Source organism: Streptomyces sp. NC-S4, from assembly GCF_054353315.1.
On record NZ_CM135937.1, the window covers coordinates 2,049,956 to 2,072,694 of the forward strand.

Here is a 22,739-nt window from a genome sequence, read left to right on the forward strand (position 1 = left end):
CGTCTCCTACGGCCTAGTACACCGAGTCCGTCTGGTCGGGGACGACGCTGCCGTCGCCCCGCCGGACCGGCCCCTTGGTCCCGTCGTGGTCGACGTAGCCGGTCGTCGCGCACGGGTAGGGGTCGGTCTTCTGCTTCTTCGGCTCGATGAACATGGGGTTGACGATCCAGCGGCCGTCGCTGTTGTCGTACGCCCGGCACATCAGCTCGTTCTTGTTGCGGTTCACGACGAGCCGCAGGGCGGTGGCGTCGCGCAGGAAGGAGATGTCGGTGTCGGAGTCGCCGGCGGCGAACACCTGGCGGCGGGCGGCGGGCTGGACCTTCTCGGCGGCCGCGCCGCGTACGCCGAAGATCTCCTTGTTGATCCAGCAGCGCTTGCCGTCGATGTAGGTGATCATCGTGTCGGCGCCGTCCCGGACGGATCCGCAGCCCTGGAGGTGGGGGGTGAACTTCCCGCCGTACGTGGTGGTGTTGCGGATGCCGATGACGTGGTCGGCCGCGATGCCGGTGCCCTGGGCCCAGACCTCGACCACGGGCTGCGGGGAGGCGGAGCTGATCCACACGTCGAAGCCGGCCTTCTGGAGGCCCTTGATCAGGTCCTTCTGCTGGTCGTAGTAGCGGACCCAGCCGGTGGCGGTGGTGCTGCCGACCCGCTGGGTGCTGCCGACGGGCGCGGCGAGGTTCTCGGCGCGGGCGGCGGCGGCGAAGCCGCGGATCTCGCGGGCGGTCCAGCCCTGCATCAGCTGGGGGAGCCAGGCGTACGAGGGTTCGGTGGTGCGGCGGTCCCAGCCGGCGAAGGCGGGGGCGCCGGCGCGGGTCGCGGCGGCCCCGTAGACGGCGTTGATCTCGTCGGCGCAGGCGGCTCCGGCAGGGGTTCCGGTGGGCAGGGGGGTGCCGGGGCGGGCGAGGGCGGCGCAGGCGTCGGCGAGGGCCTTCGTGGCGGCGGGGGTGAGGAAGCGGCTGGTGGTGGACCAGTCCCCGGCGGCGGGCTGGCGGATCCGGCCGTTGCGCAGGAGCCAGAACATGGTGGCGTCGCCGACGTCGTTCTTGACGACGGTGTTGTCCCAGTCGAAGACGGCGACGGGCTTGGTGCGGCCGGTCCGGTACGGGTTGCAGCTGCCGTACCGGTCGATCAGCTGCTGGAGGCGGGCCTGGTTGTCCCCGTACCAGCCGGAGCCGACGGTGACCCGGGGACAGGGGGTGTGCGCGGCGGCGGCGGGCGGGGCGGCGAGGAGGCCGGATCCGGTGATCGCGACGAGGGCGAGGGGGGCTGCCCATTTTCTGTGCATGCTGCTCCTTCGGGGTCGGGGCAGCCCTGAAGGACCGGCCGGGCACCTCGTGGTGCCCGGCCGGCCGGGGTGCGGTGCGCGGTGGCGCCGGGGTGCCGTGGCGCCGTGGCGCCGGGGCGACCTACAGCGGGGTCACGTACGCGCCGGAGATGCCGCCGTCGACGAGGAAGTCGGTGGCGTTGATGAAGGAGGAGTCGTCGCTGGCGAGGAAGGCGACGGCGGCGGCGATCTCGGTGGGCTCGGCGAACCGGCCCAGCGGGATGTGGACGAGGCGGCGGGCGGCGCGCTCGGGGTCCTTGGCGAACAGTTCCTGCAGCAGGGGGGTGTTCACGGGCCCCGGGCACAGGGCGTTGACGCGGATGCCCTCGCGGGCGAACTGCACGCCGAGCTCGCGGGACATGGCCAGGACCCCGCCCTTGGAGGCGGTGTAGGAGATCTGGGAGGTGGCGGCGCCCATGATGGCGACGAAGGAGGCGGTGTTGATGATGGAGCCGCGGCCCTGGCGCTGCATGTAGGGGAGGGCGGCCTTGCAGCACAGGTAGACGGAGGTGAGGTTGACGTCCTGGACGCGCTTCCAGGCCTCCAGGCCGGTGGTGAGGATGGAGTCGTCGTCCGGGGGCGAGATGCCCGCGTTGTTGAAGGCGATGTCCACGGAGCCGTAGGTGTCGAAGGCGGTCTTGAAGAGCGCCTCGACCTCCTCGGGGCTGGTGACGTCGACCTTGACGAAGGTGCCGCCGACCTCTTCGGCCGCGGCCTTGCCGGCGGTCTCGTCGATGTCGGCGCACACGACGTTGGCGCCCTCGGAGGCCAGGCGGCGGGCGGTGGCCAGGCCGATGCCGCTGCCGGCTCCGGTGATGACGGCGGTGCGGCCGACCAGGCGGCGGCAGACGATCTCTTCGTTGGTCTGGCTGGACATGGGTTCTCAGGCCTCCGTGCTGATGAAGACGTTCTTGGTCTCGGTGAAAGCGGTGAGGGCGTCGGGTCCGAGCTCACGGCCGAGCCCGGACTGCTTGTAGCCGCCGAAGGGGGTCCAGTAGCGGACGCTGCTGTGGGAGTTGACGGACAGGTTGCCGGCGGCGACGGCGCGCGAGACGCGCAGTGCGCGGCCGATGTCGCGGGTCCACAGGGAGCCGGAGAGGCCGTACTCGGTCGCGTTGGCCAGGCGGACGGCGTCCTCCTCGTCCTCGAAGGGCAGGACGACGGCGACCGGTCCGAAGACCTCCTCGGCGGCCACGGGCGCGGTGGGGGCGACGTCCGTGACGAGGGTGGGCGGGTACCAGAAGCCGGGGCCCTCGGGGGCGGTGCCGCGGATCGCGGTGAGGTCGTCGGTGACGAAGGACCGTACGCGGTCCAGCTGGGTCCGTGAGATCAGCGGGCCCATCTGGGTCTTCTCGTCGAGCGGGTCGCCGACGGCGACGGCCGCGATGCCGGGGGCCACGAGCTCCAGGAAGCGGTCGTAGGCGGAGCGCTGTACGAGGATCCGGGTGCGGGCGCAGCAGTCCTGGCCGGTGTTGTCGAGGAAGGCCATCGGGGCGGCGGCGGCCGCCGCTTCGAGGTCGGCGTCGGCGAAGACGATGTTGGGGCTCTTGCCGCCGAGTTCGAGGGTGACGCGCTTCACCCGGTCGGCGCACTTGGCCATGATCTGCTTGCCGACGCGGGTGGACCCGGTGAAGACGATCTTCGCGACTCCGGGGTGTTCGACGAGTGCGTCGCCGGCGGTGTCCCCGCGGCCGGGGAGCACCTGGAAGAGGTGCTCGGGGATCCCGGCCTCGAGGGCGAGCTCGGCGAGGCGCAGCGCGGTAAGCGGGGTGGTCTCGGCGGGCTTGAGGATGACGGCGTTGCCGGCGGCGAGGGCCGGGGCCAGGCCCCAGGCGGCGATCGGCATGGGGAAGTTCCACGGTGCGATCACGCCGATGACGCCGAGGGGTTCGAGGAAGGTGACGTCGATGCCGCCGGCGACGGGGATCTGGCGGCCGGAGAGCCGTTCCACTCCCCCGGCGGCGAAGTCGAGGAGGTCGCGTACGTTGCCGGCTTCCCACCGGGCGTTGCCGATGGTGTGGCCGGCTTCGCGGACCTCCAGCCGGGCGAGTTCCTCGATGTGGCCGTCCACGACGGCCGCGAAGCGGCGCAGCAGCCGGGCCCGGTCGGCGGGGGCGGCCGCGGCCCAGGCGCGCTGGGCCGCGGCGGCCCGGGCGACGGCGGCGTCGACGTCGTCCCGTGTGGCGGCCGGGACGACGGCAACGGTTTCCTCGGTGGCCGGATTGAGCACTTCCAGCGCATCGGACACGTGGTGCCTCACAGTTTCGTTCGGTGGCGTGCGGTGGCTACAGGCGTTCGAAGGAGCGGCGCAGCTCCCAGTCGGTCACCGCGGAGTCGTAGGCGTCGAGTTCCACGCGGGCCATGTTCCGGTAGTGCGCGACGACCTCGGGGCCGAAGGCGGCCTTGGCGATCTCGCTGTTCTCCCAGAGCTCGGCGGCCTCGCGCAGGGTGGCGGGGACGTGTGCGTAGTCGGCGGTGTAGGCGTTCCCCGCGCAGACCTCGGGAAGTTCCAGGCGGTTCTCGATGCCGTAGAGCCCGGCCGCGACCAGGCCGGCGACGGCGAGGTACGGGTTGACGTCACCGCCGGGGAGGCGGTTCTCGAAGCGCATGGAGCGGCCGTGGCCGACGACCCGGAGCGCACAGGTGCGGTTGTCCACGCCCCAGGCGACGGCGGTCGGCGCGAAGGATCCCGGCCTGAAACGCTTGTACGAGTTGATGTTCGGGGCGTAGAGAAGGGAGAAGTCGCGCAGCGCGGCCAGCTGGCCGGCCAGGAAGTGCCGCATCACCGGTGACATTCCGCCTGGACCGTCCCCGGCCATCGCGTTGTTTCCGTCGGTATCGGCCAGCGAGAGGTGAATGTGACAGGAGTTGCCCTCGCGCTCGTCGAACTTGGCCATGAAGGTGAGCGAGACACCTTCCTGGGAGGCGATCTCCTTGGCTCCGGTCTTGTAGACGGAGTGCTGGTCGCAGGTGGTGAGCGCCTCGTCGTAGCGGAAGGCGATCTCGTGCTGGCCGAGGTTGCACTCGCCCTTCGCCGACTCCACGATCAGGCCCGCGGTCTGCATCTCGTTGCGGATCCGGCGCAGCAGGGGCTCGATGCGGCCGGTCCCGAGGACGGAATAGTCGATGTTGTACTGGTTGGCCGGGGTCAGGTCGCGGTAGCCCGAGTTCCAGGCCTGCTCGTAGGTGTCCTGGAAGACCATGAACTCCAGCTCGGTGCCGACCATCGCGGTGTAGCCGGCCTCGGCGAGGCGCTCCAGCTGGCGGCGCAGGATCTGCCGGGGCGCGGCGACGACGGGCGTGCCGTCGTTCCAGGCGAGGTCGGCGAGGAGGAAGGCGCTGCCGGGGTTCCAGGGGATGCGGCGCAGGGTGGCGAGGTCGGGGTGCATGGCGAAGTCGCCGTAGCCCCGGTCCCAGGAGGACATCTCGTAGCCGTCGACGGTGTTCATGTCGGTATCGACGGCGAGGAGGTAGTTGCAGCCCTCGGTACCGTGCTCGAGGACCTCGTCGAGGAAGAACTGTGCGGCGAACCGCTTGCCCTGGAGCCGCCCCTGCATGTCGGGGAAGGCCAGGACCACTGTGTCGATCTCACCGCTGGCGACGAGGGAGCGGAGCTCCTCGGGCGCGAGCGGCGGCTTGCGGTCTACCACTGGAATCTCTCCTTCGGTGAGCCGAGGAGGCCTAAGGTATTGAATAAAACCATTGCTTGGGAAGGGGCGAAGTCAAGATGACCGATACGACCAGCGAAGGCGACGCCGTCGCGCGACTGAATCCCGTGCTGCGACAGGTGCGGGCGGGCAACGGTTTCGAGGAGGCGCTGCAGCAGATCCTCCAGGTGGTCCGGCTGGGTCTGGTGCCGGGCGGCGAACGGCTGCCGCCCGAGCGCGAGCTGGCCGAGCGCATGGGGATCAGCCGGGTGACCCTGCGCGAGGTGTTGAAGGTGCTGCAGGACCAGGGGCTCGTGGAGGCCCGGCGCGGGCGGTACGGCGGAACGTTCGTACTGTCCCGCCCCGACACCCCGGCCGGCGCGGCCGAGGAGGAGCTGCGCCGGCGCGTCGCGGGGGTGGACATCGAGGACGTCCTGCGGTTCCGCGAGGTCCTGGAGGTGGGGGCGGCCGGACTGTGCGCTTCCCAGGGCCTGACCGAGGAGGGCACCGAGCGGCTGCTCGGCGCCCTGGCCGCCACCCATGACGCCCCGCTCGCCGACTACCGCCGCCAGGACACGCTCTTCCACCTCACCCTGTGCGAACTGGCCGGGTCCGCCACCCTGACGGCCCAGTACGCCGCCGTCCGGGCCACCGTCAACGACCTGCTGGACTGCATCCCGCTGCTCGTACGGAACCTGGAGCACTCCCAGCAGCAGCACAGCACGCTGGTGGAGGCGGTGCTGGAGGGCGACGCCGCCGGGGCCCGGGAGACCATGCGCGAACACTGCTGCGGCACGGCGGCACTGCTGCGGGGCTTCCTGGCCTGAACCACGCCGGGGGCGGCCCGAGAGGGTTTCGTAACTTCTGTTTAACGCAGAGGTCTTGCGCACTCCACTCCTCTACGGCAAAGGTACGCCCCACAACCATTGCCCTGAGGCAGGAGCGCACGATGGCCGACGACATCGAGGCACGGCTCGCCGCCGTACCCGCACCCACCAAGTCCCCCGACGGCGGGGACGGCCCCGACGAATACCTCGCGCGCCGGACGCTGCGCCGCGGCAGCGCCGGCTGGCTGCTGCTCACCGGTCTCGGTGTCGCCTACGTCGTCTCCGGGGACTTCTCCGGCTGGAACGTCGGCCTCGACAAGGGCGGCTTCGGTGGCCTGGCCATCGCCACCGTCCTCATGGGCGCGATGTACGCCTGTCTGGTCTTCTCGCTCGCCGAGCTGTCCACGATCCTGCCGACGGCGGGCGGCGGCTACGGCTTCGCCCGCCGCGCGCTCGGCCCGTGGGGCGGTTTCCTCACCGGCACCGCCATCCTCATCGAGTACATCCTGGCCCCGGCCGCGATCGTCATCTTCATCGGCGACTACGTCGAGTCCCTCGGCCTCTTCGGACTCACCTCCAGCTGGCCCGTCTACCTGGGCTGCTTCGTCATCTTCATCGGCGTCCACCTCTGGGGCGTCGGCGAGGCGCTCCGCTTCAGCCTCGTCGTGACCGCGATCGCCGTCGCCGCGCTGCTGATCTTCGCCGTGGGGGCCTTCACCGAGTTCGACGCCTCGGGCCTGAACAACATCCCCGTCGACGCGGACGCCTTCGGCTCGAACTCCTGGCTGCCGCTGGGCGTGCTGGGCATCTGGGCGGCGTTCCCCTTCGGCATGTGGTTCTTCCTCGGCGTGGAAGGCGTACCGCTGGCGGCCGAGGAGGCCAAGGACCCGGTCCGCTCGATGCCGAAGGCCCTCTCCATCTCCATGGGCATCCTCGCCCTGCTCGCCCTGATCACCTTCTTCGCCGCGACCGGCGCCCAGGGCGCCGACGCCGTCAAGGCCGCCGGCAACCCGCTGGTCGTGGCCCTGGAAGGGGACGGCGGCCCGACCGCGCTCAGCCGCTTCGTGAACTACGCGGGCCTGGCCGGCCTGGTGGCCTCCTTCTTCTCCCTCATCTACGCGGGCTCCCGCCAGCTCTTCGCCCTCTCCCGGGCCGGCTACCTGCCCCGCTTCCTCTCGCTCACCTCGAAGCGCAAGGCCCCGTACCTGGGTCTGATCATCCCCGGCGCGATCGGCTTCGCCCTGGCCGCGGCCACCGGCGACGGGGCCCGCATGCTCAACATCGCGGTCTTCGGCGCCACCATCTCCTACGCCCTGATGGCGCTCTCGCACATCGTGCTGCGCCGCCGGGAGCCGGACCTGGAGCGCCCGTACCGCACCCCGGGCGGAATCCTGACCTCTTCGGTGGCCTTCCTGCTCGCCCTGTCGGCCCTGGTCGCCACCTTCCTGGTGGACAAGGACGCCGCGTTCATCGCCCTGGCCGTGTACGCCGTCGCCCTCGCCTACTTCGCCTTCTACAGTCGCCACCACCTGGTGGCCTCGGCCCCGGAGGAGGAGTTCGCGGCTCTCGCGGAAGCAGAGGCGGAACTGACCCGCGACTGAAACCCTGTTGCTGCCCCGATCCAGCCCCTGTTGGAGGTAACGAACGTGCCCAGGCCGCTCATCGGCATCACCACCTACGTCGAGGATTCCACCCGCTACGGGGTGTGGGACCTCCCGACATCCCTCGTACCGACCGGGTACTACGAACTCGTCCAGGCGGCGGGCGGCGCGGCCGTGCTGCTCCCGCCGGACGAGCCCGGGGCGGCGGCGGAGGTGCTGAGCCGGGTGGACGGCCTGGTGGTCGCGGGCGGCCCGGACCTGGACCCGGTGCACTACGGGGCCGCGCGCGACTCCCGTACGGGCGCCCCCGCCACGGTCCGCGACCAGTGGGAGCTGGCCCTGATCGCCGCCGCGCTGGAGGCGGACCTGCCCCTGCTCGGCATCTGCCGGGGCATGCAGGCCCTCAACGTGGCCCTGGGCGGCACGCTGATCCAGCACATCGACGGCCACGTCGAGACCCCGGGCACCATGTCCCGGCACCCCGTCCGCCCGGTCCCGGGCACCCGGTACGCGGAGCTGGTCCCGGAGGAGGCACAGGTCCCGACCTACCACCACCAGGCCGTCGACCGGCTGGGCCGCGACCTGGTGGTCTCGGCCCACGCGGTCGACGGCACGGTGGAGGCCATCGAAGTACCCGACCCGGAGCGGTGGGTGCTGGGCGTCCAGTGGCACCCGGAGCGGGACACGGACACGCGCGTGATGTCCGCCCTGGTGGAGGCGGCCTCCGTCCGCACCGCGGTACCGGTGGGCTGACGCCCGCGTCCCTCCCGCTTCCGTATCCCGCCCGCACCCCGCCCGTCCCGAATGGCCGGTCCCCCGCCGGGCGCGCAGGCTGGAAGGATGCAGACCGAAGCGGAGGGCAAGGCATCCGGCCCGGTCTCCAAGATCCTGGAGAACCCGGTCATCGGAATGGCGCCGTGGATCGTCTTCTCCCTGCTGGTCGGCCCGGGGCGGTTCGAGCTCGCGGTCGGACTGGCGCTGGCCACGGCCGTCGCGCTCATCGCGACGAGCCACCTGGTCAACCGCGGCAGCAGTTGGAAGATCCTGGAACTGGCCGACGTGGTGTTCTTCGCCTCGATGGCCGTCGTCGGAGCCCTGGCGAGCGACGGGACCCTGCGCTGGCTGGAGACGTACGCGGGGGAGGTCGCGAACATCACCCTCGCCGTGATCGCCTTCGGATCGATGGCCGTGCGGATGCCCTTCACGATCCAGTACGCCCGGGAACAGGTGGATCCGTCGCTCTGGCACGCTCCGGGCTTCCTGCGGACCAACTACATGATCACCGGCGTGTGGGGACTGGCCTTCCTGGTGGCTGCCGCCGCGGGCGCCTACGGGGACCTCGTCCTGCACAATCCGAACAACATCTGGACCGGCTGGATCATCCAGATCCTGGCGATCGTCGCCGCGCTGAAGTTCACCGCCTGGTACCCGGACGTCGTCCGCGCCCGCGCCGTGCGCGAGGCCACCGGCGAGGGCCCCGAACCACCCGGCCGGGCCAGCCTGTTGCTGCCGCTCGCGGGCCTGCTGGTGCCGATCGGGATCGCCGTCCTCATCTTCGACAACATGTGGTGGCTGGGCGTCGCGCTGATCGTCGTGGGCTCGCTCCTGACGAAGCGGCTCAGCTCGGAGAGCTGAGCCTCTCCGCGCGGCACCGAACCTGGACGCCGTCCCTCACTCGGGGCGGACGAAGAGCACCGACCGCAGCTCCAGACGCTCCGTGCCGTAGCCCGTGCGGGGCCGCAGCCTGAACTCCCTGCCCGTGCAGTCCGGCTCGGTGAACACGATCGCCACCTCGTCGGTCCGGTTGCGCGGCGAGTGCGCCGGGGAGCTGGCCGAGGGGTCGGCCACCTCGGGGAGCGTGATGCACTCCCCGCTCGCCGGGTCCTCCAGTACGACCGTCAGCGGGCTGCCGTCGAGGCCGGAGACCGTGTACTGGAACTCTCCCGTCGCGGCCGAGGCCGAGGCCGGGACGGTCAGCAGGAGCGTGAAGGCGCCGAAAGCGGCGAGGGCGGCATGGCGAAGACGCATCAGGATTCTCCTCGTGGGGGGACGCGTGCAGGAGCCACCTTTCCTGCGGCTCCGCCCGGGGTCACCCTCCGCGCCGCGGCGAATCGTTCCCTCCTCGCCCGAACGGACGCACGACTTCCGCCCCTGTGTCCGCCAGATCACAGTGACGGAAGGAAAGGCGCCTCCTACGATGCATGATCGATACACCCATCCGAGGAGGCAGATCCCGTGACCACCGGCGCCGCCGCCCCCGAGAGCTACTACGAGCGGACGGGCGAGCACAGCTTCAAGCCCACCGCCCACGCGGGCGGTGCGTGGAACACCGACGAGCAGCACTTCAGCCCGCTCGCCGGCCTCGTGGTGCACGCGATCGACGGGCACCTGGCGCAGCGGCCCGAGCCGTTGGCGCTCGCGCGGATCAGTTACGACATCCTCGGCCGCATCGCCCTCGACGAGTGCGAGATCACCGTCGAGACCCTCCGGCCGGGCCGGACCATCGAGCTCCTGGAAGCGAGCGTGGTCATCGGCGGCCGTCCGGTGGTCCGCGCCCGCGCCTGGCTGCTGGCCACCCTGGACTCCTCCTCCGTGGCCGACAGCCCCCACGAACGGCTGCCCGCCCCCGAGGAGCTCGACGTCTGGGCGATGGACGAGGAGTGGAGCGGCGGCTACGTCTCCTCCGTCGAGGTGCGCCGGACGCCCCCCTCCCGCCGCGGCCGGGCCGCGGCCTGGGTTTCCTCGTCCGTCGCCCTGGTCGCGGGCGAGCCGGTCGGCGCCCTCGCCTCGTACCTGGCGCTGGTGGACACCGCGAACGGCATCGCGGTCCAGCAGGACCCCACCGCGTGGATGTTCCCGAACCTCGATCTGACCGTCCACCTGCACCGCCGGCCACGAGGCCCGTGGACCGGCCTGGACACCACCGTGACGTTCGGCCCGTCCGGGCAGGGGCTCACCAGCAGCGTCCTGCACGACGCCGACGGCCCGGTCGGCCAAGCCGAACAGATCCTCACGGTCCGCCCGCTCTCCTAGGCGGTCCCTTCCGGATCTCGCCGGGCGACAAGATCCGAAAAGAGACGGCCTAAGCCGGAGTACCCCGGGTCAGGGACAGCAGGTCCCGGGCCGGGCCCGCCGGGCGGGCGCCCGCGGGCCAGACCGCCCGCAGGGCCCGGCCGAGCCCGGCGCCCGACACCGGCACCTCCACCAGCCGGCGCGCCGCCAGCTCGTCCACCACGGCCAGCTCCGACAGCACGCACGGCCCGGCACCGCCCAGCGCGGCCGCCTTCACCGCCGTCGTCGACGCCAGCTCCAGCAGCGGCGCGGCCACTCCACCGTGCCCGGCGAGCGCCGCGTCCAGCACCTGCCGCGTACCCGATCCCCGCTCCCGCAGGATCAGTGGAGTCGCCGCGAGTTCCGCCGCCTCCACGCCCCGCGTGCGCCGCGCCCACGGATGGACCGGCGCCACCGCCACGACCAGCCGGTCCTGCGCGATCACCGCCGAGTCCAGCCCCTCGGGCACCGTCAGCCCCTCCACGAAGCCGAGGTCGGCCTCGTGCGTGAGCACCCGCTGCACGACCACCGCCGAGTTGCCGGCGTGCAGGGACACCGCCGTGTCCGGGCGCTGCCCGCGCAGGGCGATCAGCCAGCCCGGCAGCAGGTACTCCGCGATGGTCATGCTGGCCGCCACCCGCAGCCGCGAGTCCCGGCGCCCGCGCAGCGCCTGCGCGCCCGCGTCGAAGGCCTCCGCAGCCTCCACCACCCGCCGGGCCCAGTCCGTGACGAGCGCGCCCTCGGCCGTCAGCGTCGACCCCCGCGGCGAGCGGTCCACCAGGGCCACGCCGAGCCGGGTCTCCATCGCCCGGATCCGGCTGCTGGCCGCGGGCTGGGTGATGCCCAGCCGCCGCGCCGCCCCGCTCAGGCTGCCTACCCGCGCGACCGCGAGCAGCAGTTCCAGCGCGCCCAGGTCCGGTACCCGGTGTGCCAGCGGAACCCACTCCTCATCACCCATAACATCAGTTTATGGCCTCATAGGAAGATGACCTCTGCCGCCCCGGCCGCCCCGGCACGAGGCTGGATCCATGGCCACCACCCTCGTGCGACCCCGCACTCACACCACTCCCGCGGTCCGGGCCCACAAGGCCCCCGCACTGCGGCACCTCGGCCCCAACTGGTACGCCTGCGTCATGGGCACGGCGATCCTCGCCAACGCCGGCGCGACCCTCCCGTACCAGCTCCCCGGCCAGCGCGTGGCCTGCCAGCTGGCCTGGGGCCTGTCCGCCATCCTCCTCGCCGTCCTGCTCACGGCCCGTGCCGGGCACTGGCTCCACCACCGCGACCAGGCCCGCGCCCACCTCCTCGACCCGGCCGTCGCCCCGTTCTACGGCTGCCTCGCGATGGCGCTGCTGGCCGTCGGCGGCGGCACCCTGATCGTCGGCAAGGACCTCATCGGGACCGGCGCCGCCGTCGCCGCGGACGCCGTGCTCTTCACCGCCGGTACCGTGATCGGCCTGGTCATGGCCGTGGCCGTGCCCTATCTGATGGTCGTACGGCACAAGGTCGAGCCCAAGCAGGCCACCCCCGTCTGGCTGCTGCCCCTCGTCGCCCCCATGGTCTCCGCCGCCCTGGGCCCGCTGCTGATACCCCACCTGCCCGCCGGCCAGGCCCGCGAGACCCTGCTGCTCGCCTGTTACGCCATGTTCGGCATCAGCCTGCTGGCCACCCTGCTGATGCTCCCCCTGATCTTCGGCCGGCTGATCGTCGGCGGCCCCCTCCCGCTGGCCCTGACCCCGACCCTGTTCCTGGTCCTGGGCCCCCTCGGCCAGTCCACCACCGCCGTGAACCAGCTCGCCGACGTCGCCCCCGGGGCGATCGACGGCACCTACGCCGGCGCGCTGGGCGCCTTCGCCGTCGTCTACGGGGTCCCCGTGATGGGCTTCGCCCTGCTGTGGCTGGCTCTGGCCGCGGCCATGCTGGTCCGGGCGGCCCGGGCCGGCATGGGCTTCGCGATGACCTGGTGGGCCCTGACCTTCCCCCTCGGCACCTGCGTCACCGGCGCCACCGGCCTGGCCCACCACACCGGCCTGACCGCCTTCGCCTGGCTGGCCACCGCCCTCTTCCTCGGCCTGCTGACCGCCTGGCTCCTGGCCGCCGCCCACACCCTGCGGGGCCTGCTCACGGGCCGACTCCTTCCCAGCTAGGTCCGGGTCGGCCTGCGGCCCGGTGCGGGCCGCTCCCGCGGGGTGGGTCCGAGTCGGCCCGCGGGTCGGGGTCCGGGCGCGGTGCGGGCTGGTGCGCGGGGCCGGGGAGGGGTGTCTCCTCGGCTCGGCGCGTGCGGGCGTGTCTCGGCTGTGTGCGGTGGTTGCGCGCTCGTCCTGCGGGGACACCCCTCCCCGTCCCCGCTCCCCAAGCGTCGGGGCGGCTCCGGGCGGCTTCGGGGTGCTGTCGGAGCACTGCCGTGGGGCGGGGACACGGCGGAGTGTCCCCGCAGGACGAGCGCGCACCACCGGGCACCGCCGCGACATGCCGAACCGCGCGAGCCGAGGAGACACTCCGGCGGGGCACCGCCCCACACCACCCAGCCCCGCCGGCGATTGAGGCGCGGGGCCCGGGGCAGCACCCCGCCACCACCGACCCGCCGAAGCAGAACCGCCGGAGCAGAACCGCAGCGCCCCGGCACCACCGGCCCGCCGATCAGCGCGCGGCGCGCAACTGCTCGGACAGCACCGCCGCCGCATCGGCCAGCGAGGGCCCGTACCAGGTCAGGTACCTGCCGTCGACGAGGGCGGCCGGCAGCCCCGGGAAGGCCTCCGGCCCGTCCTCGCGCGTGAAGCGGTACGGCTCGTCCGGGAGCACCACCAGATCGCAGCCGGCCGCAGCCGCAAGTTCCTCCACCGGCACCCGGGGATACCGCTCCGGATGTCCGGCGTAGATGTTGCGGACCCCGAGCCGCGCCAGCAGGTCACCGGCGAACGTGTCCCGGCCCAGCACCATCCACGGCCGCCGCCAGATCGGCACGAACGCGGTGACCTCCGCGCGCGGCGCCGGCGGCTCCACCCGGGCCCACGCACGCTCCGCGTCCGCCAGCCATCCCGGCCTCGTCAGCCCCAGCGCCCCCACCAGCACCCGGTCCAGCTCCCGCAGCGCCTGCGGGAGGTCCCGGACCTCGGTGACCAGCACGTCCACCCCGGCCGCGCGCAGCGCCGCCACGTCGTCGGCCCGGTTCTCCTCCTCGTTGGCGATCACCAGGTCCGGCCGGAGCTCCGCGATCGCGCGCACATCGGGGTTCTTCGTCCCCCCGATGCGCACCGCGTCGCCGAGGTCCCCGGGGTGCGTGCACCAGTCGGTGACCCCGACCAGCAGCCCCGGCGCGCTCACGGCCACCGCCTCGGTCAGCGAGGGCACCAGCGAGACGACCCGCCGCACGCCGCTCAGTGTCCCGGGGACGGCGGCTCGGAGGTCGCGTGGATGTGCTCGCCGACCGCGACGACCAGGATCCGGGTCTCCTCGGTGACCGCGCGCCAGCGGTGGCGCACGCCGCCGGACAGGAACAGCGCGTCCCCGCTCTCCAGCCGGTACGCCCGCCCTTCCGCTTCGACCTGGCAAGCACCCTCGACCACGTACATCAGTTCGTCGTTGCGGTGCTGGTACTCGCGTCCGGCGTCCTGGTCCCCGGTGAACTCCATCGCGTGCAGCTGGTGATGACCGCGCACCAGGGGGCGTACGCCCGGGAACGGAGTGAGCCCGGAGGCGTCACCGGCCCGTACGAGGTCCACCGTGCGCGCGGTGTCGGAGGCGGCCAGCAGCTCGACGGCCGTGGTCTCCAGTGCGTCCGCGACCCGCTCCAGGGAGCGCATGCTGGGCCGGGCCCGCTCGTTCTCTATCTGACTCAGGAAGGGCACCGACAGGCCGCTGCGCGCCGACACGGCGGCCAGCGTGAGATGGAGCGCGCGGCGCCGCTTGCGCACGGCCACGCCCACCCGGAGCGGCTCCTTGCCGTCCTTGTCCTTGCCCTTGTCGTCCTTGTCGTTCAGCTTGCGGTCCATGCCATCAATGCCGTCGGTGCCGTCCCTGTCGTTCATGTCGGGGCTGCCCTCCCCATGTCTGTCGCACATCGGTGTGCTGTAAGCACCTTACGCAGCAACCGCCTCCGGTTTCGCGTGCACGGCTCTTCCCGTACCCGTGCGCTCACTGTCCGTCGCGGCCAGGGGCGCCCGGACGGCCGGAACATCCGCCGGGGCGGGTTGCGGCATCATCGACTCCGTGACGACACGACGCCTGATGCTCCTGGACACCGCCTCCCTCTACTACCGCGCGTACTTCGGTGTGCCGGACTCGGTGAAGGCCCCCGACGGCACCCCGGTCAACGCCGTGCGCGGGCTGCTCGACTTCATCGGCCGGCTCGTCCAGGACCACCGGCCGGACGATCTGGTGGCGTGCATGGACGCCGACTGGCGGCCGCACTGGCGGGTGGAGCTGATCCCCTCCTACAAGGCGCACCGGGTGGCCGAGGAGACCGCGAACGGCCCCGACGTGGAGGAGACCCCGGACACGCTGGCCCCGCAGGTGCCGATCATCGAGGCGGCCCTGGACGCCTTCGGCATCGCCCGGGTCGGGGTCGCCGGTTACGAGGCGGACGACGTGATCGGTACGCTCACCGCCCGTGCGAGCGGCCCGGTGGACATCGTCACCGGCGACCGGGACCTGTACCAGCTGGTGGACGACGCCCGGCAGCGGCGGGTGCTGTACCCGCTCAAGGGCGTGGGCACCCTCCAGGTGACCGACGAGGCGTGGCTGCGCGAGAAGTACGGGGTGGACGGCCCCGGTTACGCGGATCTGGCGCTGCTGCGCGGCGACCCGAGCGACGGCCTGCCGGGTGTCCCCGGCATCGGCGAGAAGACGGCCGCCAAACTCCTGGACGCCTACGGCACCCTGGCCGGAATCATCGCGGCGGTCGACGACCCGAAGTCGAAGCTGACCCCGACCCAGCGCAAGCGGCTGGACGAGTCCCGGCCCTATCTGGCGGTGGCACCGAAGGTGGTCCAGGTGGCCTCCGACGTGCCGCTTCCTGCGTTCGACCCGGCCCTCCCGACGGCTCCGGCGCAACCCGAACTGGTGGATGCGCTAGCCCATCGGTGGGGTCTGGGGGGTGCGGTCGCTCGCCTGAGCAGCGTGCTGCGCCCATGAGGTGATAACTTAGGTAAGGCTAAGTTTCATGGAGTCAGGGGAGTCACCGTGGCAGAAGGACGCGCCCGCACCGTCGGCACCGCCGTCGTCGTACGCACCGAGCGGCTGTCGCCGCACATGGTGCGCCTCGTGCTGGGCGGTGAGGGCCTCCGGGAGTTCGGCGCGGGCGCGTACACCGACCATTACGTCAAGCTGCTGTTCGCCCCGGTGGGCGTGACCTACCCCGCCCCGTGGGACCTGGACCGGATCCGCGCGGACTTCCCCCGCGCGCAGTGGCCGCGCCAGCGCGCGTACACGGTACGGAGCTGGGACCCCGCGCACCTGGAACTGACCCTCGACTTCGTGGTCCACGGCGACGAGGGCCTGGCCGGTCCCTGGGCGGCGCGGGTGCAGCCGGGCGAGCTCGTACGCTTCCTCGGCCCGGGCGGCGCCTACGCCCCGGACCCGGTGGCCGGCTGGCACCTCCTGGTGGGCGACGAGAGCGCCCTGCCGGCGATCGCCGCCGCGATGGAGCGGATGCCGGCCGGCGCGCAGGTCCACGCCCTCGTGGAGATCGACGGCCCGGCCGACGAGCTGAAGGTCGCCACCCCGGACGGCATCGTCCCGGTCTGGCTGCACCGCGGCGACCGCCCGGTGGGCGAGGCACTCGTGGAGGCCGTCATGGCCATGGAGTTCCCGAGCACGGACGTCCACGCCTTCGTCCACGGCGAGGCCGGCTTCGTCAAGGACCTGCGCCGCCACCTCCGCATGGAACGCGGAGTCCCGCGCGAGCGCCTGTCGATCTCGGGCTACTGGCGCCTGGGCGAGACGGACGAGGGCTGGCGCGCGATCAAGCGCGACTGGAACGCCTCGGTGGAAGCCGAACAGGAACACCGAGCCGCTGCCTAAAGGTTTCCCCCGGCGGCGTTCGAGGCGCTGAGCCCCGGGTCTTCCAGCCCCGCCGGCGTTTGAGGCGCGGGGGTCCGGGGGCAGCGCCCCCGGCAACGGCGCCGCGCGCTCCGCGCTCCCCCGCAGGACAATGACCCCATGCGTACGCTCCCGTCGCTCGGGGCCGCCGTACTCCTGACCGCAGCGGTCGGCGTCACGGCCACCGCCGCGCCCACCCCGCCCCCCGCCCCGACACCCCAGATCACGGACGCCGCCGTCGACAGGGCCGTCGCCCGTCTCGACCGCACCGTCGAGGACATGATGCGCCGCACCGGTGTCCCCGGCGTGTCCGTGGCCGTGGTCCACGACGACGAGGTCGTCCACCTCAAGGGCTACGGGCTCCGCAGGACCGGCGAGAGCGGCAAGGTCGGACCCGACACCGTCTTCCAGATCGCCTCGCTGTCCAAGCCCGTCTCCTCCACGGTGGTGGCCGGCACCCTCACCGACCCCCGGGAATGGGACGACCGCGCCGTCCTGCCCGGGTTCTCCCTGAAGGACCCCTGGGTCACCGGCCACGTCACCACCGCCGACCTGTTCTCCCACCGCAGCGGCCTGCCCGACCACGCCGGCGACCTCCTCGAAGACCTCGGCTACGACCAGGCGTACATCCTGGACCACCTGCGCCTGGAGCCCCTCGGCCCGTTCCGGGCGAGCTACGCCTACACCAACTTCGGGTTCACCGCGGCCGCCGAGGCCGTCGCCCGCGCCAAGGGCACCAGCTGGCAGAAGCTCAGCGCCGACACCCTCTTCAAGCCCGCCGGCATGACCCGTACGAGCACCGAGTTCTCCGCCTTCGTCAACTCCCCCGACCACGCCGCCACCCACGTCAGGAACGCCGACGGCACCTGGAGCCCGCGCTTCGTCCGCGACCCGGACGCCCAGGCCCCGGCCGGCGGGGTCAGCTCCACCGCCACCGACATGGCCCGCTGGCTGCGGCTGCAGCTGGCCGGCGGCACCCTCGACGGGAAGCGGATCATCCCCGCCGACACCCTCGCCCGGACCCACGTGCCCGAGATCGTGTCGCAGCCGACCAACGCCGTCGGCACCACCAGCTTCTACGGTCTGGGCTGGAACGTCGGCTACGACGGCGCCGGCCGCGTGCGCCTGAGCCACTCCGGTGCCTTCGCCCTCGGCGCCAACACCAACGTCACCATGCTCCCGCTGGAGCGGCTCGGCATCGTCGTCCTGACCAACGGCGCCCCGGTCGGCCTGCCCGACGCCGTGGCCCTGGACTTCTTCGACTACGCCGAGCACGGCAAGGTCTCCACCGACTGGCTCGCCCTCGCCGCCTCCGCCTACGCGACGGCCCTCGAACCCCCGGGCGGATCGGCGGCCACCGACTACGCCCACCCGCCCGCCGGAGCGCGGCCGGCCCGGGACAGCGCCGCGTACACGGGAACGTACGACAACCCCTACTACGGCAGGGCCACCGTGACCGCCGACGACAAGGGCGCGCTCACCCTCGCCCTCGGCCCCCAGCCGCAGCGCTTCCCGCTGACCCACTACGACGGGGACACCTTCAGCTTCGTGACCGCGGGCGAGAACGCGGTCGGCCGCACCGGTGCGGTCTTCGCCGACGGCACCCTGCGCGTCGAGTACCTCGACGCGGACCACCTGGGCACGTTCACCCGGCAGTAGCCGCATAGCCTGTTCCCCGATGAGACGCAGAGCCCAGCCACCCCCCTCGCCCCTCCCCCAGCGCGCCGGCATCGACCCGGTCCGGCTGCGGCTGCCGCCCGACCCGGACCGGGCATGGCCGGATCTCGGCGACTACCTCGCCGCTCGCTACGCCGGCACCCGCGGCGCCGACTCGGTGGCCCGCCTGCTGGCCGCGGGCCGGGTGCTGGGCCCCGGCGGCCGGGTCCTGCGCGCGCAGGACCCGTACGAGCCGGGCGCCTACCTGTGGTTCCACCGGGACATGGAGCCGGAGCCGCGGGTGCCCTTCCCGATCTCCGTGGTGCACCGGGACGCGCACCTGCTGGTCGTGGACAAGCCGCACTTCCTGGCCACCACCCCGCGCGGCTCCCACATCACCGAGACCGCCCTGGCCCGGCTGCGCGCGGAGCTGGACCTGCCCGGCCTCAGCCCCGCTCACCGGCTGGACCGGCTGACGGCGGGACTGGTGATGTTCAGCGTCCGGCCCGAGGACCGCGGCGCCTACCAGCTCCTCTTCCAGCGGCGCGAGGTGCACAAGGAGTACGAGGCCCTCGCACCGCACGATCCGGAACTCGCCCGCACCCTCCCGCGCACGGTCCGCAGCCGGATCGAGAAGGCCCGCGGGGTCATCGCGGCGGTCGAGGTGCCCGGCGGCGAGCCCAACGCCGAGAGCCTCGTCGAGTCCGTGGAGGCCCGCGACGGGCTGGGCCGCTACCGGCTGACCCCGCGCACCGGCCGCACCCACCAGCTGCGGGTCCACATGAACGCCCTGGGCCTGCCCATCCTCGGCGACCCCGTGTATCCGCAGGTCACCGACCCGGCCCCGGACGACTACCGCAGGCCGCTGCAACTCCTGGCCCGGGTACTGGAGTTCACCGACCCGGTGACCGCACGCGTGCACCGCTTCGAGAGCGGCCGCACCCTCCAGGCCTGGGACGACCGAGCGGGCTGGGAGGCCGGAGCCGACCGCTAGGAAGGAGACCGGAGGGGGCCGACGCCCGCGATCCGCAGCGCCGCGTCCGCGGTGGCCTCCGCGAAGGCCGTCACCGGGCGCGCCGGATCCGTGCGGTGGATCAGCATGACGCCCTCGATGAGCCCGAAGACCAGGTCGCCCCGGAGCGTCAGCCCCGCCTTGTCCCCGGCCAGTTCGGCGCCAACGCGGGTCCCGGCGAGCAGCACCCGGTAGGCGTCCTTGAGTTCCCCGCGCATCCGGCGGAACCGGGTGAGGCGCGAGCCGCCCAGCTCGGGCAGCAGGTAGAGCGCCCCCAGGTCGTACGGCCCCCCGCACAGCAGCAGCACGTCGGAGCGGCACAGCTCCCACAGCCGCCGCGCGGCGCACCGCCCGTCGTCCGCGAGCAGCCGCCGGGCGAGCACCAGCGAGGGCGCGACGGTGGACTCCAGGAGTTCGGCGAGGAGTTCCTCCTTGCCGCCGAAGTAGTGGTACATCGTGGCCTGGCGCATCCCGGCCCGTTCGGCGACGGCCCGCGTGGTGGTCGCCGCGTATCCCCGGACCGTGAACAACTCGGCCGCCGCGCAGAGGAGTTCCTCGCGCGGCGGCCGGCCGCTCTCCGGTCTCAGCCGGTCGGCACGTGGCCGGCCGACCCGTCTCGGACCCTCGTCCGCTCCCCCGCTCATGGAATCGATCGTCGCACAGAGCACCACGATTCGATCATGGCAAGAGATCAGATCAGGCCATCCCCACCCTCGGAGGAAGCCCCAAAACCGCCTAGCCGACCGAGCTGTAGGCCACTACGCCCCGAAGCAGCGCGTCCACGGCCTTGCGGGCGTTGCGCGCCACCGTGCTCCCGCTGTCACCGGAGGCCGCCGGAGCCGCCGCCGCGATCTGCCCGAGCACGTCGATGACCTGCTTGCACCAGCGCACGAAGTCACCGGCCGGCATCTCCGCCTCGCGCAGCACCTCGTCCAGGCTCTTCTCGGAGGCCCACTGGTACGCCGCCCACGCGAAGCCGAGGTCCGGCTCGCGCTGGCCCACGCCCTCCGCCTGGTTGATGCGGTGCTCCTCCTCCAGTGCGTCGAGGCGGCCCCAGATCCGGACCATCTCGCCCAGCGCCTCCTTCGCCGCGCCGCCGGGCACCTTCGGCGCCACCGCGTCGTCGGACTGCCGCGCCTCGAAGACCAACGCCGACACGCAGGCGGCCAGTTCGGCCGGACTCAGGCCCTCCCACACCCGGGCACGCAGGCATTCGGAGGCCAGCAGGTCCAGCTCCCCGTACAGCCGGGCGAGCCGCTTGCCGTGCACGGTGACCTCGTCCTCGCGCAGGTAGTCCAGCTCGGTCAGCAGCGCGTGGATCCGGTCGAAGGTGCGGGCGATGGTGTTCGTCCGGCCCTCGATCCGCCGCTCCAGCTGCTGGGTGTCCCGCTTGAGCCGGTGGTAGCGCTCCGCCCAGCGGGCGTGGTCCTCGCGCTCGTCGCAGCCGTGGCAGGGATGCGCCCGCAGCTCGGACCGCAGGCGGGCGATCTCGCGGTCGTCGGCCGCCGCGGCCCGGCCGCGCGAACGCCGCTCCGGAGTGATGTGCCCGGCCTTGCTCCGCAGCTGGGACGCCAGGTCCCGACGGGACTGCGGCGAGCGCGCGTTGAAGGTCTTGGGGATCCGCATCCGGTCCAGCGCCTCGACCGGGACCGGGAAGTCGATCGCGGCGAGCCGCTTGACCTGCCGCTCGGCGGTGAGCACCAGCGGGCGCGGGCCCTCCGCGTACTCGTAGCCGCGGCTGCCGTGGACCCTCCCGGCCGGCACGCCCGGGTCCAGGACCAGCGCGAGTCCGGCGAACTTGCCGGTCGGCACGTGGATGATGTCGCCCGGCTTGAGCTTCTCCAGCGAACTGGCCGCCTGCACGCGGCGCTGCGCCGCGCCCTGCTTGGCCAGGTCCGTCTCACGGTCCTTGAGGTCCCGGCGCAGCTGCGCGTACTCCTCGAAGTTCCCCAGGTGGCAGGTCATGCCCTCCTGGTAGCCCTGCAGGCCCTCCTCGTTGCGCTGGACCTGCCGGGAGATCCCGACGACCGAGCGGTCGGCCTGGAACTGCGCGAAGGAGGTCTCCAGCAGTTCGCGCGAGCGGTGCCGCCCGAACTGGCTGACCAGGTTCACGGCCATGTTGTAGGAGGGCTTGAAGCTGGAACGCAGCGGATACGTACGGGTACCCGCGAGCCCGGCGAGCCCCGCCGGGTCCATGCCCCGCTGCCAGAGCACCACCGCGTGGCCCTCGACGTCGATGCCGCGCCGCCCGGCCCGGCCGGTCAGCTGCGTGTACTCGCCGGGGGTGATGTCGGCGTGCTGCTCGCCGTTCCACTTGACCAGCTTCTCCAGGATCACCGTGCGCGCGGGCATGTTGATGCCCAGCGCCAGGGTCTCCGTGGCGAAGACGGCCTTCACGAGGCCGCGTACGAAGAGCTCCTCCACGACCTCCTTGAAGGTGGGCAGCATGCCCGCGTGGTGCGCGGCGATACCGCGCTCCAGTCCTTCGAGCCACTCGTAGTACCCCAGGACGTGCAGGTCCTCGGTGGGGATGGAGGCGGTCCGCGCCTCGACGATCTCGCGGACCTTGGTCCGCGCGGACTCGTCGTTGAGCCGCAGGCCCGCGAACAGGCACTGCTGGACCGCGGCCTCGCAGCCGGCCCGGCTGAAGATGAAGTTGATGGCGGGCAGCAGCCCGTCGCCGTCGAGGCGGGCGATGACCTCGGGGCGCGAGGGGGTCCAGATCCGGCCGCGCGAGCGCCGCTCGCGCTCGCGGTCGGCCTCGCGGACCATCTTGCCGCGCCGCCGGTCCTTCGGACTGTAGGTGCGGGTGTTCTCCTCGCGCGCCATGCGCAGCAGGTCGGGATTGACCTCCCGGCGCGCGGAGCCGCGGCCGCCGTGGTCGGACTCCTCCTCGAAGAGGTCGTAGATCCGGCGGCCGGCCATGACGTGCTGCCACAGCGGTACGGGCCGCTCCTCGGAGACGATCACCTCGGTGTCCCCGCGCACGGTGTCCAGCCAGTCGCCGAACTCCTCGGCGTTGGACACGGTGGCCGAGAGCGAGACCAGGGTCACCGACTCGGGGAGGTGGATGATCACTTCCTCCCAGACGGCCCCGCGGAACCGGTCGGAGAGGTAGTGGACCTCGTCCATCACGACGTAGCCGAGTCCGATCAGCGACTGCGAGCCCGCGTACAGCATGTTGCGGAGCACCTCGGTGGTCATCACGACCACCGGCGCCTCGGAGTTGACGCTGTTGTCGCCCGTCAGCAGGCCCACCTTGTCGGCGCCGTAGCGCTTGACGAGGTCGGCGTACTTCTGGTTCGACAGCGCCTTGATCGGCGTCGTGTAGAAGCACTTGCGGCCCTGCTGGAGGGCCAGGTGCACGGCGAACTCGCCGACGATGGTCTTGCCCGAGCCGGTCGGGGCTGCGACGAGGACGCCCTTGCCGGCCTCCAGCGCCTTGCAGGCCTCGACCTGGTACGGGTCGAGGTCGAAGTCGTACATCTCGCGGAAGGGGGCCAGGGCGGAGGCCTCTTCGGCGGCGCGGATCCGGGCAGCGGCGTACCGCTCGGCGGGTGAGAGTTCTTCGGTCATCTT

At 72.6% G+C, this 22,739-nt stretch carries 20 protein-coding genes; 10 read left to right on the top strand and 10 right to left on the bottom strand.

Features of this window, described 5'->3' with window-relative positions:
• Positions 1 to 13 precede the first annotated feature (13 nt).
• The 4 genes from ACXNSR_RS08765 to ACXNSR_RS08780 all read right to left on the bottom strand — a co-directional run bounded on the left by ACXNSR_RS08765 (position 14) and on the right by ACXNSR_RS08780 (position 4,977).
• Positions 14 to 1,288 carry a haloacid dehalogenase-like hydrolase gene (locus ACXNSR_RS08765; RefSeq protein ID WP_458641558.1) on the bottom strand — a complete coding sequence of 425 codons (1,275 nt, stop codon included), beginning with the start codon at positions 1,286 to 1,288 and terminating at the stop codon, positions 14 to 16.
• Positions 1,289 to 1,409: 121 nt separating this feature from the next.
• Positions 1,410 to 2,204, bottom strand: a complete 795-nt coding sequence (locus ACXNSR_RS08770; protein ID WP_458641559.1) for a 3-oxoacyl-ACP reductase — start codon at positions 2,202 to 2,204, stop codon at positions 1,410 to 1,412.
• A 6-nt stretch (positions 2,205 to 2,210) separates the two neighbouring features.
• Positions 2,211 to 3,575: an aldehyde dehydrogenase family protein gene (locus ACXNSR_RS08775; protein ID WP_458641560.1), complete on the bottom strand. Its 1,365-nt coding sequence runs from the start codon at positions 3,573 to 3,575 to the stop codon at positions 2,211 to 2,213.
• 37 nt (positions 3,576 to 3,612) lie between these two features.
• The gene (locus tag ACXNSR_RS08780; protein ID WP_458641561.1) at positions 3,613 to 4,977 is read right to left on the bottom strand and encodes a glutamine synthetase family protein; all 1,365 of its coding nucleotides are present in this window, start codon (positions 4,975 to 4,977) and stop codon (positions 3,613 to 3,615) included.
• 77 nt (positions 4,978 to 5,054) lie between these two features.
• On the opposite strand from ACXNSR_RS08780, the gene ACXNSR_RS08785 reads away from it, so the two are divergent.
• The 4 genes from ACXNSR_RS08785 (at position 5,055) to ACXNSR_RS08800 (ending at position 9,037) form a co-directional block, all read left to right on the top strand.
• Complete coding sequence (locus ACXNSR_RS08785; RefSeq protein ID WP_458641562.1) at positions 5,055 to 5,801, top strand: FadR/GntR family transcriptional regulator; 747 nt, start codon at positions 5,055 to 5,057, stop codon at positions 5,799 to 5,801.
• A gap of 122 nt (positions 5,802 to 5,923) precedes the next feature.
• Positions 5,924 to 7,402 (top strand): ethanolamine permease, encoded by a 1,479-nt coding sequence (gene eat, locus ACXNSR_RS08790; protein WP_458641563.1) that lies wholly within the window; start codon positions 5,924 to 5,926, stop codon positions 7,400 to 7,402.
• Between the two features lie 45 nt (positions 7,403 to 7,447).
• The gene (locus tag ACXNSR_RS08795) at positions 7,448 to 8,155 is read left to right on the top strand and encodes a gamma-glutamyl-gamma-aminobutyrate hydrolase family protein (RefSeq protein WP_458641564.1); all 708 of its coding nucleotides are present in this window, start codon (positions 7,448 to 7,450) and stop codon (positions 8,153 to 8,155) included.
• Positions 8,156 to 8,242: 87 nt separating this feature from the next.
• Complete coding sequence (locus tag ACXNSR_RS08800) at positions 8,243 to 9,037, top strand: hypothetical protein (protein WP_458641565.1); 795 nt, start codon at positions 8,243 to 8,245, stop codon at positions 9,035 to 9,037.
• Between the two features lie 36 nt (positions 9,038 to 9,073).
• On the opposite strand, the gene ACXNSR_RS08805 is transcribed toward ACXNSR_RS08800, so the two are convergent.
• Positions 9,074 to 9,430, bottom strand: coding sequence for a hypothetical protein (locus ACXNSR_RS08805; RefSeq protein ID WP_458641566.1), 357 nt, complete (start codon positions 9,428 to 9,430; stop codon positions 9,074 to 9,076).
• 207 nt (positions 9,431 to 9,637) lie between these two features.
• Here ACXNSR_RS08805 and ACXNSR_RS08810 point away from each other — a divergent pair, with 207 nt between their 5' ends.
• Positions 9,638 to 10,435: a thioesterase family protein gene (locus ACXNSR_RS08810; RefSeq protein WP_458641567.1), complete on the top strand. Its 798-nt coding sequence runs from the start codon at positions 9,638 to 9,640 to the stop codon at positions 10,433 to 10,435.
• Between the two features lie 49 nt (positions 10,436 to 10,484).
• On the opposite strand, the gene ACXNSR_RS08815 is transcribed toward ACXNSR_RS08810, so the two are convergent.
• Complete coding sequence (locus tag ACXNSR_RS08815) at positions 10,485 to 11,411, bottom strand: LysR family transcriptional regulator (RefSeq protein ID WP_458641568.1); 927 nt, start codon at positions 11,409 to 11,411, stop codon at positions 10,485 to 10,487.
• 70 nt (positions 11,412 to 11,481) lie between these two features.
• On the opposite strand from ACXNSR_RS08815, the gene ACXNSR_RS08820 reads away from it, so the two are divergent.
• Positions 11,482 to 12,600, top strand: a complete 1,119-nt coding sequence (locus ACXNSR_RS08820; RefSeq protein ID WP_458641569.1) for a TDT family transporter — start codon at positions 11,482 to 11,484, stop codon at positions 12,598 to 12,600.
• A 493-nt stretch (positions 12,601 to 13,093) separates the two neighbouring features.
• Here the strand turns inward: ACXNSR_RS08820 and ACXNSR_RS08825 are convergent, their stop codons facing one another.
• Positions 13,094 to 13,834, bottom strand: a complete 741-nt coding sequence (locus tag ACXNSR_RS08825) for a helical backbone metal receptor (protein ID WP_458643229.1) — start codon at positions 13,832 to 13,834, stop codon at positions 13,094 to 13,096.
• Positions 13,831 to 14,445, bottom strand: a complete 615-nt coding sequence (locus tag ACXNSR_RS08830; RefSeq protein WP_458643230.1) for a helix-turn-helix domain-containing protein — start codon at positions 14,443 to 14,445, stop codon at positions 13,831 to 13,833. The genes ACXNSR_RS08825 and ACXNSR_RS08830 overlap by 4 nt, the downstream gene beginning before the upstream one ends.
• A 235-nt stretch (positions 14,446 to 14,680) precedes the next feature.
• Here ACXNSR_RS08830 and ACXNSR_RS08835 point away from each other — a divergent pair, with 235 nt between their 5' ends.
• The 4 genes from ACXNSR_RS08835 (at position 14,681) to ACXNSR_RS08850 (ending at position 19,142) form a co-directional block, all read left to right on the top strand.
• Complete coding sequence (locus ACXNSR_RS08835) at positions 14,681 to 15,586, top strand: 5'-3' exonuclease (RefSeq protein WP_458643231.1); 906 nt, start codon at positions 14,681 to 14,683, stop codon at positions 15,584 to 15,586.
• Between the two features lie 48 nt (positions 15,587 to 15,634).
• A complete protein-coding gene (locus ACXNSR_RS08840; protein ID WP_458641570.1) occupies positions 15,635 to 16,474 on the top strand; it encodes a siderophore-interacting protein in 840 nt (279 codons plus the stop codon).
• A gap of 138 nt (positions 16,475 to 16,612) precedes the next feature.
• Complete coding sequence (locus tag ACXNSR_RS08845; RefSeq protein WP_458641571.1) at positions 16,613 to 18,151, top strand: serine hydrolase; 1,539 nt, start codon at positions 16,613 to 16,615, stop codon at positions 18,149 to 18,151.
• Between the two features lie 19 nt (positions 18,152 to 18,170).
• The gene (locus ACXNSR_RS08850; RefSeq protein WP_458641572.1) at positions 18,171 to 19,142 is read left to right on the top strand and encodes a pseudouridine synthase; all 972 of its coding nucleotides are present in this window, start codon (positions 18,171 to 18,173) and stop codon (positions 19,140 to 19,142) included.
• Here the strand turns inward: ACXNSR_RS08850 and ACXNSR_RS08855 are convergent.
• On the bottom strand, positions 19,139 to 19,804 hold the full coding sequence (locus tag ACXNSR_RS08855) for a TetR/AcrR family transcriptional regulator (RefSeq protein WP_458641573.1): 666 nt from the start codon (positions 19,802 to 19,804) through the stop codon (positions 19,139 to 19,141). The genes ACXNSR_RS08850 and ACXNSR_RS08855 overlap by 4 nt on opposite strands.
• A 91-nt stretch (positions 19,805 to 19,895) precedes the next feature.
• On the bottom strand, positions 19,896 to 22,736 hold the full coding sequence (locus ACXNSR_RS08860) for a DEAD/DEAH box helicase (protein WP_458641574.1): 2,841 nt from the start codon (positions 22,734 to 22,736) through the stop codon (positions 19,896 to 19,898).
• Positions 22,737 to 22,739 lie beyond the last annotated feature (3 nt).